General features: G+C 65.9%; 14 protein-coding genes. 6 read left to right on the forward strand and 8 right to left on the reverse strand.

What is annotated here, in order from left to right; translation table 11 throughout:
* Window positions 1-249: 249 nt before the first annotated feature.
* Window positions 250-1,713: an amino acid permease gene (locus ACFVYC_RS05930; protein ID WP_387547852.1), complete on the reverse strand. Its 1,464-nt coding sequence runs from the start codon at window positions 1,711-1,713 to the stop codon at window positions 250-252.
* 152 nt (window positions 1,714-1,865) lie between these two features.
* On the opposite strand from ACFVYC_RS05930, the gene ACFVYC_RS05935 reads away from it, so the two are divergent.
* The 4 genes from ACFVYC_RS05935 to ACFVYC_RS05950 all read left to right on the forward strand — a co-directional run bounded on the left by ACFVYC_RS05935 (window position 1,866) and on the right by ACFVYC_RS05950 (window position 5,520).
* Window positions 1,866-2,780, forward strand: coding sequence for a LysR substrate-binding domain-containing protein (locus ACFVYC_RS05935; RefSeq protein ID WP_387547854.1), 915 nt, complete (start codon window positions 1,866-1,868; stop codon window positions 2,778-2,780).
* A 179-nt stretch (window positions 2,781-2,959) separates the two neighbouring features.
* The gene (gene panD / locus ACFVYC_RS05940) at window positions 2,960-3,385 is read left to right on the forward strand and encodes an aspartate 1-decarboxylase (RefSeq protein WP_387547856.1); all 426 of its coding nucleotides are present in this window, start codon (window positions 2,960-2,962) and stop codon (window positions 3,383-3,385) included.
* Between the two features lie 67 nt (window positions 3,386-3,452).
* Complete coding sequence (locus tag ACFVYC_RS05945) at window positions 3,453-4,379, forward strand: AEC family transporter (protein WP_387547859.1); 927 nt, start codon at window positions 3,453-3,455, stop codon at window positions 4,377-4,379.
* Window positions 4,380-4,389: 10 nt separating this feature from the next.
* Window positions 4,390-5,520, forward strand: a complete 1,131-nt coding sequence (locus ACFVYC_RS05950) for an FAD-dependent oxidoreductase (RefSeq protein ID WP_387547861.1) — start codon at window positions 4,390-4,392, stop codon at window positions 5,518-5,520.
* A gap of 13 nt (window positions 5,521-5,533) precedes the next feature.
* Here the strand turns inward: ACFVYC_RS05950 and ACFVYC_RS05955 are convergent, their stop codons facing one another.
* Window positions 5,534-7,015 carry an MFS transporter gene (locus ACFVYC_RS05955; RefSeq protein ID WP_387547928.1) on the reverse strand — a complete coding sequence of 494 codons (1,482 nt, stop codon included), beginning with the start codon at window positions 7,013-7,015 and terminating at the stop codon, window positions 5,534-5,536.
* Between the two features lies 1 nt (window position 7,016).
* Window positions 7,017-8,006, reverse strand: a complete 990-nt coding sequence (locus ACFVYC_RS05960) for an LLM class flavin-dependent oxidoreductase (protein WP_387547863.1) — start codon at window positions 8,004-8,006, stop codon at window positions 7,017-7,019.
* Between the two features lie 289 nt (window positions 8,007-8,295).
* Here ACFVYC_RS05960 and ACFVYC_RS05965 point away from each other — a divergent pair, with 289 nt between their 5' ends.
* Together ACFVYC_RS05965 and ACFVYC_RS05970 are read left to right on the forward strand one after the other, a co-directional pair.
* The gene (locus ACFVYC_RS05965) at window positions 8,296-9,279 is read left to right on the forward strand and encodes an ABC transporter substrate-binding protein (protein ID WP_387547866.1); all 984 of its coding nucleotides are present in this window, start codon (window positions 8,296-8,298) and stop codon (window positions 9,277-9,279) included.
* Window positions 9,280-9,438: 159 nt separating this feature from the next.
* A complete protein-coding gene (locus tag ACFVYC_RS05970; RefSeq protein ID WP_387547869.1) occupies window positions 9,439-10,506 on the forward strand; it encodes an LLM class flavin-dependent oxidoreductase in 1,068 nt (355 codons plus the stop codon).
* On the opposite strand, the gene ACFVYC_RS05975 is transcribed toward ACFVYC_RS05970, so the two are convergent.
* Genes ACFVYC_RS05975 through ACFVYC_RS05995 form a run of 5 tightly spaced genes read right to left on the reverse strand, consistent with a single transcriptional unit; the run spans window position 10,503 to window position 14,961 of the window.
* Window positions 10,503-10,661, reverse strand: coding sequence for a hypothetical protein (locus ACFVYC_RS05975; RefSeq protein ID WP_387547871.1), 159 nt, complete (start codon window positions 10,659-10,661; stop codon window positions 10,503-10,505). The two genes, ACFVYC_RS05970 and ACFVYC_RS05975, sit on opposite strands and share 4 nt — an antisense overlap.
* Window positions 10,658-12,034, reverse strand: a complete 1,377-nt coding sequence (locus tag ACFVYC_RS05980) for an NtaA/DmoA family FMN-dependent monooxygenase (RefSeq protein WP_387547873.1) — start codon at window positions 12,032-12,034, stop codon at window positions 10,658-10,660. Before ACFVYC_RS05980 ends, ACFVYC_RS05975 begins: the two co-directional genes overlap by 4 nt.
* A 9-nt stretch (window positions 12,035-12,043) precedes the next feature.
* Complete coding sequence (locus ACFVYC_RS05985) at window positions 12,044-13,081, reverse strand: LLM class flavin-dependent oxidoreductase (protein WP_387547930.1); 1,038 nt, start codon at window positions 13,079-13,081, stop codon at window positions 12,044-12,046.
* Between the two features lie 49 nt (window positions 13,082-13,130).
* Complete coding sequence (locus ACFVYC_RS05990; RefSeq protein WP_387547875.1) at window positions 13,131-13,955, reverse strand: DUF1684 domain-containing protein; 825 nt, start codon at window positions 13,953-13,955, stop codon at window positions 13,131-13,133.
* Window positions 13,939-14,961 carry a transporter substrate-binding domain-containing protein gene (locus ACFVYC_RS05995; RefSeq protein ID WP_387547878.1) on the reverse strand — a complete coding sequence of 341 codons (1,023 nt, stop codon included), beginning with the start codon at window positions 14,959-14,961 and terminating at the stop codon, window positions 13,939-13,941. The genes ACFVYC_RS05990 and ACFVYC_RS05995 overlap by 17 nt, the downstream gene beginning before the upstream one ends.
* Window positions 14,962-14,971 lie beyond the last annotated feature (10 nt).

Raw genomic sequence — 14,971 nt, forward strand, 5'->3', positions numbered from 1 at the left:
TTCCAGTCACGTAAGATAAAGCGATCTTTTCTAAGCAATACAGGTTAGAAAAACCAACTTTTAGGAAGTCTGGGCCCGCCCCCTTAAAAACCGTTTGCCGACCTCTTGAAACGCAAACAGCAGGCCCGCCTCCTCCCCCGTTGCCCTATCACTTACAGTCTCCAAAACCAGAGGGTGGGAGCTGTATCTGATAGGGCATCGCAGGGGTGGACGGCGGGCCTGCCGTGTTGGAGCTAACGCAGGGAGGGGTCAGCCGATGGGCCGGTGCATCTCCACGATCTCCTCGTGCCGCGGGCTGTTGGGGTTCATCAGCGAGTTCCGTTTGCCATAGAAGAAGTAGATGGCCAGGCCGACGACCAGCCAGACGCCGAAGCGGGCCCAGGTCTCCCAGTGCAGCTGGAACATGAGGAATGCCGAAGCCAGCACACCGAAGGCCGGGATGACCGGCATCAGCGGCAGCCGGAACGTGCGCGGAGCGTCCGGGCGCTTATAGCGGAAGATGATCACCGAGAGGCAGACGACAACGAATGCGGCCAGGATGCCGATGTTGGTCAAGTCAGCCACTTCCTTGATGGGGAACACGCCCGCCAGGAATGCCGAAGCGATGCCGGCGATCCAGGTAACCCGCTGCGGAGTGCCGTGCCTGTCCGTCTTGGCAAACCAGCCCGGCAGGAGCCCGTCCCGGCTCATCGAGAACCAGACGCGGGTGACGCCCAGGAGGAAGGTGAGCATCACGGTGAGGATGGACAGCACCGCGAAGACCGAGATGATGGTGGCGATGACCGGCAGGCCCACACCCGTGAACGCTGAGGCGAAGCCGGCCGTGGGGTCGATGTCCCGGTAGTTCTGCATGCCGGTCAGCACCAGGGTGGCGGCAACGTAGAGCAGCATGGCGATGATCAGGGACAGGATGATGGCCTTGGGCATGTGCTTCTTGCCGTCGGTGGCTTCCTCAGCCGCGGTGCTCATGGCGTCGTACCCGAACACGGCGAAGAAGACGGTTGCTGCGCCGGCGAGCACCGGGCCGAATCCGCTGGGCATAAACGGGTTGTAGTTGTTGGTGTCGATGTAGAAGACACCAAGTCCAATGATGAAGAGGATCAGGACGACCTTGATGGCCACGGCCACGAGTTCGAACCTGCCAAAGGCCTTGGTGCCGCGGGACAGGATCCACGTCACCAGCAGGCACACGAAGATAGCGGGAATGTTGACGATGCCGCCCTTGCCCTCATCCGCGGTGGACGTCATCCAGACCGGCATGTGAATGCCGATCCCGGACAGGAACGCGTCAAAGTAGCCTGAGATACCAATGGCCACCACCGCAACGATGGCGATGTACTCGAGCAACAGATCCCAGCCGATAAACCAGCCAACAATCTCGCCGAGCGCCACATATCCATAGGTGTAGGCAGAGCCCGCGCGGGGAATCATGCCCGCAAACTCCGCGTAGGACAGCGCCGCGGCCGCCGAGGCAAGGCCTGCAATCAGGAAGGAAATCAGCACCGCGGGCCCCACGCCGGGCGTGCCTTCGCTGCCTGCCGCCACCAGTCCCGCAAGGGAAAAGATGCCGACGCCGATGATGCCGCCTACGCCGATGGCCGTAAGCTGCCACAGCCCGAGTGACTTGAAGAGGCCACTGTGTTTGTTTTCTTCCTCAATGTCGTCGATGGGCTTGCGCCGCATGACCGACTGGCTCATATCTCTAGTGCTCATCAGGAACTCCTGCTTGGGGTGCGACCCCGCCGCGGCACGCCGCTAGGCGCTGTGACGGGGGTAACTCGGTCCCAACAGTATGCAAGCATGCTTGCATTAGATAAAGTGACTCCTTCTAACCTATATTCATTAGTTTCAGTTAGGAATCCCTTATGCTCGACGTCCGCCGGCTCCGGCTGCTCCGTGAGTTAAGCATTCGGGGGACGCTTGCGGAGGTGGCGGAGGCACTGCAGTACAGTCCGTCGTCGGTATCGCAGCAGCTTGCCCTCCTGGAAAAGGAAGTGGGCGTGGAGCTGCTTCGCAAGACCGGCCGGCGTGTGCAGCTCACACCGCAGGCAGAAGTGCTGGTGGCGCACACGGCGAGCCTGCTCGAGACCATGGAACAGGCGGAAGCTGACCTTGCGGCTTCCCTGACCACCGTCACGGGAACCGTCCGGATTGCCGTGTTCCAGTCGGCGGCCCTGGCGCTGATGCCGGAAACGCTGACGAGGATGACCAGGGCCTACCCGGAAGTCCGCATCGAGATGATCCAGCGCGAGCCGGAAACGGCGCTGCATGAGACCTGGGCGCGGGACTTCGACCTTGTTATCGCGGAACAGTACCCGGGGCATGCGGCCCCGCGGTACCCCGAGCTGGACCGTGTCCGGCTGACCACCGATGCCATCAGGCTGGCAGTGCCGCCGGCGGCCGACGGCGGGCCAGCGGTCAGTTCGCTGGCGGACACCGCGGAACTGGCCTGGGTCATGGAGCCGCGTGGTGCAGCGTCGCGGCACTGGGCAGAGCAGGCCTGCCGGAGCGCCGGGTTCGAACCGGATGTGCGGTTCGAGACCGCAGACCTGCAGGCCCAGATCCGGCTGATCGAGTCCGGAAACGCCGTAGCCCTCATGCCGGACCTGGTGTGGACCGGCCGCGGCACCACGGCCGATCTGCTGGAGCTGCCGGGCAAGCCGTACCGTACTGTTTTTACGTCCGTCAGGCGCTCGAGTGCCCAGCGTCCGGCCATCCTTGCCGCGCGGGAGACGCTCGCTGCGGCCGCCGCGGCAGTGGCGAGGCACGACGGCGAGTGACCGCCCGCCGACGTACGTGTCCTTCCCCGCGAGGCTCCGGTCCGCCCGGCGTCACGACGGGTGCCGCCACTGCGCAGGAGCCGCCCCTGCGCCAGTGACCGGCGCCTCACTGCGCACGGCGTATCACTGTTCCCTGCGTCACTGCGCGGAAAGGCCCCCGGCGCTAGACTGATGCCGTTATGAATCGCACAATGTTCAAGTCCAAAATCCACCGGGCCACCGTCACGCACGCCGACCTGCACTACGTAGGTTCGGTCACCGTTGACCTGGACCTGCTCGATGCTGCCGACATTCTTCCCGGTGAGCTCGTATCCATCGTGGACATCACCAATGGCGCACGGCTTGAGACATACACCATTGCCGGCGAACGCGGTTCCGGGGTCATCGGCATCAACGGTGCAGCGGCGCACCTCATGCACGAAAACGACCTTGTCATCCTGATCACCTACGCCGAAATGACCACAGAAGAGGCCAGGGCCTACGAACCGCGCGTGGTCCATGTGGACGAAAACAACCGGATCATCCAGCTGGGCAACGACCCCGCCGAGGGCATCACTCCGGGGATGATGCGCCCCCCGTTCGCCCTTAACAACGCTGCCCTCTAACCCGGAGCGTGTCTCCCGGTACCTGCCTTCGCCGTGTCCTGTGGACTGATTCGCTGCAGGCTACCCCTTGCTAGGGGTTTTGGCCGGCTTCTTTGTGGTCTGGTGCATCATCCTGGTGGGCTGGTTCGTGGGCCGGCAGAAAATCCTGGGCGACAATGCACGGCAGGTCCTCAGCTCCCTCACTTTCTTTGTGGCCAGCCCGGCGCTGCTCTTCGAAACGCTGAGCAAGGCGCGGCTGGCGGAGGTTTTCGCAGCGCCGCTGCTGGTCACGGCGGTGGCCGCCGTCGCCACCGCCGCCATCTTTTTCTCCATTGCCAAGTTCTGGCTCAAACGTTCGCTGCCCGAGTCACTGATGTCGTCCATGGCGGCGTCGCTGGCGAACTCCGCCAACCTGGGCATTCCCATCGCTGTTTACGTCCTGGGCGATGCAAGCTATGTGGCGCCGCTGCTGATCTTCCAGCTGGCCTTCTTCACCCCGCTGTTCCTGATGATTTTGGACTCCAGCACCAGCTCCCACCGCACTACCCCTTTGAGCTTCGTGCTGATGATCCTGCGCAACCCTATGATCGTTGGGTCCGCCTTGGGACTGGTGGTGGCCGGGACCGGCTGGCAGGTTCCGCCGCTGGTCATGGAACCCATCCATCTGATCGGTGGAGCTGCCATTCCGGCCATGCTGATCGCCTTTGGAATGAGCCTGAGCGGCACCCGCCCTCTGCAGGCCGCCGCCGCCCGGCGCCTGGACACGCTGCTGGCCAGCGGGTTCAAACTTGCCGTCCAGCCGGCCCTTGCGTACCTCTTCGCCCGGTTTGCCCTGGGCATGGAAGGCCATGCCCTGTTCGCCGTGGTGGTCACCTCCGCGCTGCCCACCGCGCAGAACGTCTTCGTGGCTGCCAGCCGCTACAAAACCGGCCTCACCGTCGCCAAGGACACCGTGCTGATTACTACCGTGGTGGCCGTCCCGGCGATGATTGGCGTAGCGCTGCTGCTGACGTGATGGGAGTCTGATGGAAAAGATGCTGGACACCGTGGTGATTGGCGGCGGGGCCATGGGTTCGGCTGCCGCCTGGGCCCTGTCCCGCCGTGGCCGCCAGGTAACGCTTGTGGAGCAGTTCGGGCCGGGGCACCGGATAGGGGCCTCGCACGGCAGCACCCGCAACCTCAACCCCGGCTACTACCGGCCGGAATACGTGGCAATGCTGGCCGAAGGCCTGAGCCTGTGGGACGAGCTGGAGCAGGAAAGCGGCGAGCAGCTGCTGGCCCGGACGGGAATCGTTAACCACGGACCGGATTCCCGGCTGCCGGAGGTCGCCGCGGCGCTGGCCCAGGCAGGCATCCGTGCCGAATTCCTGTCGCCGGAAGAGGCGGGCGAGCGCTGGCGCGGCATTCGTTTCGACCGGCAGGTGCTGCACATGCCCGACGGCGGCCAGCTCAACCCTGAGGCCGCTTTGCCCGCCTTCCAGCGGCTCGCCCTGGCCCGGGGCGCCGAGATCCGCCACCACACCAAAGTGGTGGAACTGAAGGTAATGGACGACGACGTCCGGCTGGTTTTGGACTCGGCCGCGGGCTCCGAGGTGGTTACCGCCGCCCAGGTTGTTGTTACCGCCGGCGGCTGGACCGATAAGCTGTTGGGTCCCGCGGGAGGCGCCGGGCTGCGGATTCCGAAGCTCCGGGTCACCCAGGAGCAGCCGGCGCACTTCCGGCTAGTGGATGAGGGTGCCCAGTGGCCCGGATTCAACCACACTCCGGGGACGGGCGCGGAGTACAGGGACTGGTACTCCCCCGTGTACGGTATGCAGACTCCCGGCGAGGGGATCAAGGCCGGCTGGCACGGTGTGGGACCCGTGGTGGACCCGGACCGGCGTTCCTTCCAACCGGAGCCGGCCCAGCTTCGCGCCTTGCAGGACTACGCACGGACGTGGCTGCCCGGCGTGGACGCGGATTCGTTCGAGGCGATCAGCTGCACCTACACCACTACCCCGGATGAGGACTTCATCCTGGACCGGATCGGCCCCGTGGTGATCGGCGCAGGGTTCTCCGGACACGGGTTCAAGTTCACTCCGGTCGTGGGCCGCATCCTCGCGGACCTGGCCACCGGCACCCGGGCCGCTCCGGAGATTTTCCGCGCCTCCCGCTAGCCCCCGCCAGGCATCAGTGCCGGGGGCTGCCTTCAGCGTCGGTGGGGACGGGGTCGCCGGGAACGTGCCCGGCGTCGGCCTGGCTTGGCTGCCCTGCCTTCACCGCGGGCATGGCCAGCACTGCTGCCACGGTAAGGATGCCTGCGGCCAGCGCCGCCAGGAAGACTGTGCCTGAAGCGGCGACGACGGCGGACGCGTCACCGGTGCCGCCGGAGGTATTGGCATACACCGAATTCGCGATGGCACCGAACACGGCCACGCCAAGGGCGCTGCCGATGGACCGGGCGAACATGTTGGTGCTGGTCACCACGCCGCGCTCATTCCATTCCACGCTGGATTGGGCAGCGATCAGGGTAGGGGTGGCCAGCAGCCCCAGGCCGAGTCCGACCACAAAGCAGCTCGTGGCGATCAGCGCGACGTTGGGCGTGGCCGCCGTCCATACCAGGACCAGGAGGCCAACCACCGTGATGGAGATCCCGATCAGGGCCGTGGGTTTGAACCCGATCCGCAGGTAGAGCCGCCCTGCCTGCGAGGCGCTGATGGGCCAGCCGAGGGTGAGCGCGGCGAGCGCCAGGCCGGCCATGAGGGGCGAGGTGGACAGCGCGCCCTCCAGGAACGTGGGCACATACGAGGTCAGCCCGATCATGACTGCCCCGACGCCGAAGGACACCAGGGCAGTGGTCCCGAGCAGGCGGCGCGACACCACCCAGAACGGCAGGACGGGTTCCGTGGCCCGCCGTTCCACCAGGAGGAACAGAACCAGGAGAACCGCCCCCACGGCAAAAATGCCGATGCTGACCGGTGAATTCCACGCCCACGCCTGCCCGCCCTGGAGGGCCCCAAGGATCAGCAGCGTGAGTGCGCCTGCCAGCAGCGCGGCGCCGACGTAATCCACCTTGTGCTTGGCGCGTTCGACGTTCTCGTGCAGGGTCCGGACCAGCATCCAGCCCGCCAGCAGGCACAGCGGAACGTTGACCAGGAAGATTCCGCGCCAGATTCCCAGGGAGGAGAAGATACCGCCGAGGCTGGGGCCCACCACTGACGAGACAGCCCACACACTGGCCAGGTACCCCTGGACTTTGGCACGCTCCTCAACCGAATAGATGTCGCCGGCGATGGTGATGGAGACCGGCAGCACGGCTCCGGCACCAAGTCCCTGGAGCGCACGGAAGGCGATGAGGGCGGGCATGCTCCAGGCGATCCCGCAGAGGATGGAGCCGAGCAGGAACAGCCCGATGCCGGCCAGGATGATCGGCTTGCGGCCCACCATGTCCGAGAGCTTTCCGTAGATGGGAACCGAGACGGCCTGGGCGAGCAGGTAGGCGGAGAAGAGCCACGGGAACGATTCGAACCCGCCGATATCCCGGACGATGGACGGAACCGCGGTGGCCACGATGGTGGAGTCGATGGCCACAAGTCCCGTTGACAGCATCAATGCAATGAGGATGGGACCGCGTTTGGAGCGGAACCCGACGCCTTCCCCGGTGGTAGCCATGTCAGACACGCGCCAGTCCGGCGGCTTCGGCCAGGAGTTCGACCGACCGGAGCCGCGCCTCGGTGCCGGTGCTTTGGTGCGCGACGATGAGTTCATCGGCGTCGGCGTGCGTGCCAAAGCTTTCCAGGTAATCCATCACGACGTCGGGAGTCCCCACCGCTGAGTAGGTCATCATCTGCGAGACGTGCTGGCCCTGCGGGGAGTCGAGGATCATGTCCGCTTCGTCGTCGGTGAATTCCCGGCCGCCGCCGAAGAACAAGGACACGCGTGCACGCTTGGTGACCTGCATCATCGACTGCGCTTCGGAGGCTGAGTCAGCGGCGATAACGTTCACGCCCGCGATGACGTGCGGTGCATCCAGCTGCGCCGAGGGCTTGAATTCGCGGCGGTAGGTGGCCACGGCATCCTGCAGCGCGTTGGGGGCGAAGTGCGAGGCGAAGGCATACGGCAGGCCAAGCTGGGCCGCCAGGCGCGCACCGAACAGGGAGGATCCCAGGATGTACAGCGGGACGTTCGTTCCTTTGCCCGGGGTGGCTTCGACGCCCTGGATCCGGGTGGGGCCGGTGAGGTAGCCGTGAAGTTCCAGGACATCCTGCGGGAAGCTGTCGGCAGACATGGGGTCCCGCCGGAGGGCCCGCATGCTGTTTTGGTCGCTGCCGGGCGCACGGCCCAGGCCAAGGTCGATCCGGCCCGGGTGCAGGGTTTCCAGGGTGCCAAACTGCTCTGCGATGGTCAGCGGCGAGTGGTTCGGCAGCATCACCCCGCCCGCACCCAGGCGGATGCTTTCCGTGTGCGCGGCAACGTGGGCGATCAGGACGCTCGTGGCGGAGGAAGCAATGGCGGACATGTTGTGGTGCTCGGCGTACCAGACGCGCCGGTAACCCAGCCTTTCGGCGCCCTGCGCCATAGCCACGCTGCCCGCGAAACTCTCTGCCGCCGTCTGGCCCTTGCCGATGGTTGCCAGGTCAAGGATGGAGAGGGGAAGAGCCACGGTGGGAGCCGACCTTTCAAAACGTTACGTAGGGTTTGCCGGCCGGGTCGCGGCGGGCACTCAGTGCATAACCACTGCGGTGCCCGTTCTATTTCGGCTTGCACCGGAATACGCAGCATCCCGACGGACACAGCAGCCCCGAATGTGACCGCCGCGGTCGCAGGGTTAACCGCCGTTACCTCCTGTATCTCCGGGTTGCGCAGGCCTTTGATTCCCCCGCATGGGCTGCCGGATAGTTGCTGCAACGAGCAAATTCCGTTGCATCCGCTACCCCCTCCAAGGAGGAAAAATGCCCACCATCAAGGCAAAACCGGCTGCCGCCGCAGCCTTCGCCATCACCGCGCTGCTGGGACTGGCTGCCTGCGCAGACCCTGGCGCGACGGCGGCGTCAGCACCGACGTCGGGAGCATCCACCACCGCGGCCGGCAAGTCCTTCAACCTGGCGCCCGAGCAGGACCGCTTCGAGGTTTCCGTGGACACCGCGGCCGCCGCGCTGGTCCCGGAAGCCATCAAGGCCGACGGCAAGCTGACCGTGGTGTCCACCGGCGGCACCGCCCCGCTCAGCCTGTTCGCCACTGACAACAAAACCGTGATTGGCAGCGAAGTGGACATCGCCTATGCCGTGGGCGAGACCCTGGGCCTGGAAGTTGAGGTACTTCCGGTGGCCTGGGCCGACTGGCCGCTGGGCATCGAGTCATCCAAGTACGAGGCCGTTCTCTCCAACGTCACAGTCACCGAGGCGCGCAAGGAAAAGTTCGATTTCGCCACCTACCGGAACGATCTGCTGGGCTTCTACGCAAAGAGCGATTCGGACCTCGGGGAGATCAAGGAGGCCAAGGATGTTGCCGGCAAACGCATCATCGTGGGCTCCGGCACCAACCAGGAAGCCATCCTGGTCCGCTGGGACGAAGAGAACAAAAAGAACGGCCTGAAGCCGGTTGAGTTCCAGTATTACGACGACGATTCCGCCTCCACCCTGGCCCTTCAGTCGGGCCGCGCCGACCTCACCTTCGGACCCAACGCCGGGGCCGCCTACAAGGCAGCCCTGGACGGCAAGAGCAAGCAGGTGGGCACGCTCAACGGCGGCTGGCCGCTGACCGCTGAGATCGCCTTCACCACCAAGAAGGGCAACGGCCTTGCCGTCGCTGCCCAGGCCGCGCTGAACGAGCTGATCGAGAACGGCACCTACACCAAGATCCTGGACCGCTGGGGCCTGACTTCCGAGGCCATCGAGAAGTCAGAACTGAACCCGGCAGGCCTGCCCAAGACGTGAGGGGCCCTGCCGACGAAGGAATCCCCGCCTTGCTCCAGCGAGGCGGGGATTCTTCACGTTCCAGTTCCGCCCGCCTTTGTCCGCCCTTGTCAGAAGAACCGCCGGATCCGTGCGCATATTCTGGGAAGGAGCCGCGCGCCCCGATCCTGAAGGAGCCCCATGCCCCACCCCACGCATCCCTTGCGCAAGCTTGGATTCCTCACCATTGGCCTGTTCGATCCGGCAGATCCGGCACCGGGCCACCAGTCCACTTTGCAGATCATCGAACTGGGCGAGCGCCTCGGATTCGACAGCGCCTGGCTGCGCCACCGCCATCTGCAGTTCGGGATTTCCTCCCCCATCGCGGTGATGGCCGCCGCCAGCCAGCGCACCTCCCGCATTGAGCTGGGAACCGCGGTGACCCCGCTGGGCTGGGAAAACCCATTGCGGCTGGCCGAGGACCTGGCCACCGTGGACCTGCTCGCCGGAGGACGCATCAATCCGGGGCTGAGCGTAGGGGAACCGATGCACTACGACACGGTGAAACATGAGCTGTACCCGGATTCCCCGGAGCTGGAGGACTTCAGCTACGCACGGGTGGAACGGCTTGCACGCCTGGTCGCAGGGGAACCGGTGCGGGACTTTTCCGGCCGGCAGGGTGTGGTGGAGGAGTTCTCCAGCCGCGTCGAGCCGCACTCCCCCGGCCTGCGGGACCGCCTTTGGTACGGTGCCGGCAGCAGGAAGTCGGCCGTCTGGGCCGGAGCCAACGGTTTCAACCTGCTCTCCAGCAGTGTGGTCTTTCCCGAAGCAGACCAGGAACCGGATTTCGCCCGCATCCAGCAATCGCAGATCCGCGCCTTCCGCGAGGCAGCTGCCACGGCGGCTACAGCGCATGCTCCGGCCCGGGTGTCACAGGGTTTGGTGGTGATCCCCACCGATTCGGCGTCTCCGGATCAACGGGAAAAGTACCAGCGGTACGTGGATGCACGGAGTCCCCGGACACGCGCGCCGCAGGGGCCAAAGGGCATGCTGTTCGCCCCGGACCTCATTGGCACCAGCGATGAACTCGCTGAGCAGCTGTACGCACACGCAGGATTCCGGGAAGTCGATGAGGTGGCCTTCGCCTTGCCCTTCAGCTTCGACCACGAGGATTACGTCCAGATCCTTACCGACATCGCCGGCACCTTAGGTCCAGCCCTGGGATGGTCTCCGGCTCAAACCCATGCGACGGACGCCGAAGTACCCTAGAGCCGCTGCTCCCACACCGTCAGCTGGAGCTGCACAGAACCTAAGGACGGGCCGACGGCGGCAGTGGCCCTGCCGCCGTCGAACATCCCGGCGAAGCTGTGGCGCGTAGTCAGGAACCAGCGCCGCAGCCACCCGCTGAAGCGGTCCGCGTTCATGACGCGCGGACCGCCTCAGCAGCTTCGTCCGCAGAACGCACCGGAGTTTCCAGCCCAAGGTTTTCGCGCAGCGTGCTGCCTGCGTACCCCGTGGGGTAGACGCCGCGTTCCTGCAGCTCCGGCACCAGGTGGTTCACGATGTCATCCAGGCCTGTAGGAATCAGCCACGGCGAGATGTTGAACCCGTCCACCGCGCCAACCCGTGCATACTCGGCCAGCTGGTCCGCCACAGCTGTGTAGGAACCGGTGAAGGTGGCGTCGATGCGGGCCGTCTTGGAAGTGACGAACTGGCGGATGGAAAGTCCCTTGTCCTTGGCTTCAGCCCGCCACTGGTCCGCCAGCTGGCGGGCCTTGGCGCCGTGGAAGCCGCTGCCGCGGGTTTCCGAGGTTTCCTCCACGGCTGGATCGATTTCCGGAAGCGGCCCGTCCGGATCGTACTCGGACAGCTCACGGCCCCAGAACTGCTCCAGGTAGGCCACTGCCTGCTGCGGACCGATCTGCAGGCTGCGCACCCATTCCTTCTTCGCGGCAGCTTCTTCTGCGGTGGGCGCCAGGATGAATTCGCTGGCCGGCATGATCTGCACGGCGTTGGCGCCGCGGCCCGCGTTCAGTGAGCGGGCCACGAGGTCCTTGCGGAATTCGACGGCGGCTTCGAACTTCGGGTGCGCCGAGAAAATGACGTCCGCCTGGCGGGCGGCAAAGTCACGGCCTTCCGGAGAGTCGCCGGCCTGGAAGAGTACGGGACGGTACTGCGCGCTCCGGGGCAGCCTCGGCGTGACATCCACGGTGTAGTGCTGTCCTTCATGCAGCACCCGGCGTACGGGCCCGTGGGCGGTTTCCCAGGAATCCCAGATGCGCTTGGCCGTCTGCACGAATGCTTCTGCGTGCTTGTAGCGGTCTGCGTGGTCCAGGTATCCGCCGCGGCGGAAGTTCGCACCGGTCCAGGCGTTGTCCGTGGTCACGATGTTCCAGGCTGCGCGGCCCCCGGAGATCAGGTCAAGGGACGAGAGCCGGTGTGCCAGGTCCGCGGGATCGTTGTACGTGGTGTTCTGGGTGGCCACCAGGCCAATGTTCTTGGTCACCGAGGCAAGGGCGGCGAGCATGGTCTGCGCGTCCGGCCTGCCCACCACGTCCAGCGCATGCGGCCGGCCGAGGTGCTCCCGGAGGCGAAGGCCCTCACCCAGGAAGAACGCAGCGAACAGTCCGCGCTCGGCTGTCTGGACAATGCGGCGGAACGATTCGAAGTCCGTCTGCGAGCCCGACTCGGCAGCCTTCCAGATGGTGCCGGAGTTGACCCCCTGGAAGAAGATGCCGAACTGCAGCTTGCCCGAGGGCGTGAAGGTTTCGGATTTAGCACTGCTGTGCTGTGACATGGTCTCCCCTTAGTTTCCGGCTGCAGCGGCCGTGGATGAGTCTGCATAGCGGCTGTCCGGGCGATCCAGCCCAAGGAGGTCGCGGAAGGTGCCATCCTGCACTGCTGCACGGAGTGCACCCCGGCGCCTCAGTTCCGGCAGGACCAGCCGGGAAAGTTCGTCCAGTTCCACGGCGAGCGACGCCGGGTGGAGGCGGACGCCGTCGGCCTCCAACAGCAGCGACCCGAGGAGGTCCGTCAGGCCCGCCGCAGGGCCTGCGTACAGCGCCCGGCCGCCTTCGGTGCCCGCCACCCGCCCAGCGGCGGCCTGCCCGCGGGAGTCCAGGACGACGTCGAGTTCGGCGATGACTGCCACCGTTGCCCCCAAACGGCTTCGGACGTCCCTGATTTCGTCGGCGAGCAGTTCGGGCGTCGGTGCGGTGACGAGCACGGCATCAACGGCGTCCGCGGCAACCTGCCCCTCACCTACCAGTGACGCGGCGGCAATCACCGGCAGTTGCCCCTGCAGCGGCCTGGGGATGATGGACGGTCCCTTGACCGAGTAGCCGGGCCCGGCGAAATCCGCAGGAGTTTCGAAGTCGGCGTAGTGCAGCTTGTCCACGTCGATGTAGCGGCCCGTGGGGACGTCGCGGATCACGGCGTCGTCCTCCCAGGAGTCCCACAGCCGGCGGGAAACCTCAACGGAGGCGGCGGCTTCCTGCGCCAGGGCTGCGCCGCTGACGTTCCGGCGTCCGACGGCGGCCGCGGCCTCCGTCGATTCCGCTGCCGTGGCGATCCACCCGGCACGGCCGCCGGAAACGTAGTCGAGGCTCGCGAGCTGCGTTGAGACGTGGAACGGCTCGGTGTACACCGTGTCCACCTCGGGAACCAGGGCAATGGTCCGCGTTACCGGTCCTGCGTAGGCGGCGCGCTGCAGGGCGTTGGCCCGGCCGGGAACCGGCGAGTCGGTGAACGTGGCCGCGTGGAAACCTGCAGACTCGGCGGCGAGGACGGCTTCGGTAAGCCCGGCGAAGTCTCCGCCGTTCCACCCGGCGCCGTCGAGTTCGATGGCGAGGAATCCTGCGCGGTTTTTTCAGGGGGGGCTGGTTCTGTTGTGCTCACTGCTGGTCCTGACGTTCGTAGGGGATCTTCTCGCCGGCTTCGATGGCCACCGGGAGCCGGTTTTCGGCCGGCGGCAGCGGGCACGTGGCCAGGTCGGTGTAGGCGCAGGGCAGGTTGACGGCCCGGTTGAAATCCAGCTCCACGGAACCGTCCGCGGCCGGGACCACAGACAGGGATCGGTTGGCCGCGTAGGTGGTCCTGCCGGAGGTCTGGTCAGTGAACAGCACCGACAGCGATCCGGGCGCGTGGCCGTTGAATGCCGTCAGGGCCAGCTCCTGGCCCGCCAGCTTGAAGCGGATTTCTCCGGGCGCCTCGTAAACGTGCTGGATGCCTTCGACTGCGGCACCCACCGTGGTGGGGCGGGGCGACTCGAACGGCACATAGGTTCCGCGGACAGCGTACGCGGCATCCGGCGAGTACGCGGGGGTGCCCTGGTACTCCCGCAGGAGTGCGTTGTCCGGGTTCCGCGGACGCACGATGTACTCGCCGCCGCGCTTGGCCACCTCGATGACGGTGTCCCCGGACGTGAGGTTCAGGCCGCCGCGCTCGGCGATGGGGCCGATCACCGTTTCCCCGGCGGGGAGGGGCTGCTGTTCCAGTTCCAGGACCTCGCCCGGCTCCAGGACTACGGTGACGACATCATTGGCGGCGCTCCACGTTCCGGGCGTTCCCTCCAGGGCTGCGGGCTCGGAGCCCAGCCAGTGCAGGTGGGTGACGGCGAGGAAGCCATGGGTGTGTGCCCGGAGGCGTTCGTGGGCGGCGTGCCACTCCTGCCAGTCGGCGTCGACCGCTTCGAAGGCGGTGTCAGTGTGCAACGACATTAAAGTTCTCCTCGTTGATTGTCTTGGACTCGGGCAGCGCTTCCTCGGACAGGCCCCAGCGTTCGAGGACCGCTGCATACGATCCGTCCTCGAGGGCAGAGTTCAGGGCCTCGGTGATCACCGGGGCCAGGCCGTTGCCCTTGAGCGTGGTGGCTGCCACCAGCGTTTCGGAGGGCCAGCCGGCGTTGACCTTGCCCACCACTTTGAGGTCCTCACGGGTGTTTTCCCGGTAGACGGTGGAGGGGTAGGGGGCGATGTTGAGGTCGGTGCGTCCGGAGGACAGCGCAAGGATGGTGTCGGCATCCGAGGAGTAGTACTGCAGGGTGGCAGGTGCCTTGCCCTTGTCCTCAAGCTCCTTGTTCCATGCCAGCAGGATCTTTTCCTGGTTGGTTCCGGACCCCACGGACACCTTCAGGCCGGAGATGTCGTCCGCGCCCTTGATGTCATAGGTGGCGTCCTTCTTGGCTTCGAAGCCCATAAAGGCCGCGCGGTAGCTGGCGAAGTCGAACAGCTTCACCCTGTCCTTGTTGACGCCGACGTTGGAGAAGACGGCCTCGAAGTCGCCGGACTGGGTCTTCAGCGGCCAGTTCTCCCAGGACGTCACCTGGACGTCCAGCTCAAGGCCCAGTTTGTCCGCGACGAGCTGGGCGATGTCCAGTTCCGAGCCGATGGGCGTCTTGTCATCCGTTGCGTGAAAGGTCAGCGGGATGGACCCGGCGGTGGTGGCGATGGTCAGCTTGCCGTCCTTGCCAATCAGTTCGGGAACCTTGGCGGCGAGCGCTGCGTCCTTCTCTGCACGGATTCGCTGCTGGTCCGGGTCGGTGTTGTACACCACGCCGTTGCGGGCCGCCGTCGTCCCGGCTCCGCCGCTGGCCGGGCCGCCTGCGGTTGCACCGGGATCAGCGCACCCGGCCAGCGCAGCAGTTCCAAGAAGTACGACGGCGGGCAGGGCGGCCAGGGTGCCCACGCTGCGGGAGCGGCGGGGAAGGCGTGAGGAAAGTGCCATGGGGGAATCC

The sequence above is a fragment of the Pseudarthrobacter sp. NPDC058329 genome (assembly GCF_042879835.1).
Classification (GTDB): domain Bacteria; phylum Actinomycetota; class Actinomycetes; order Actinomycetales; family Micrococcaceae; genus Arthrobacter.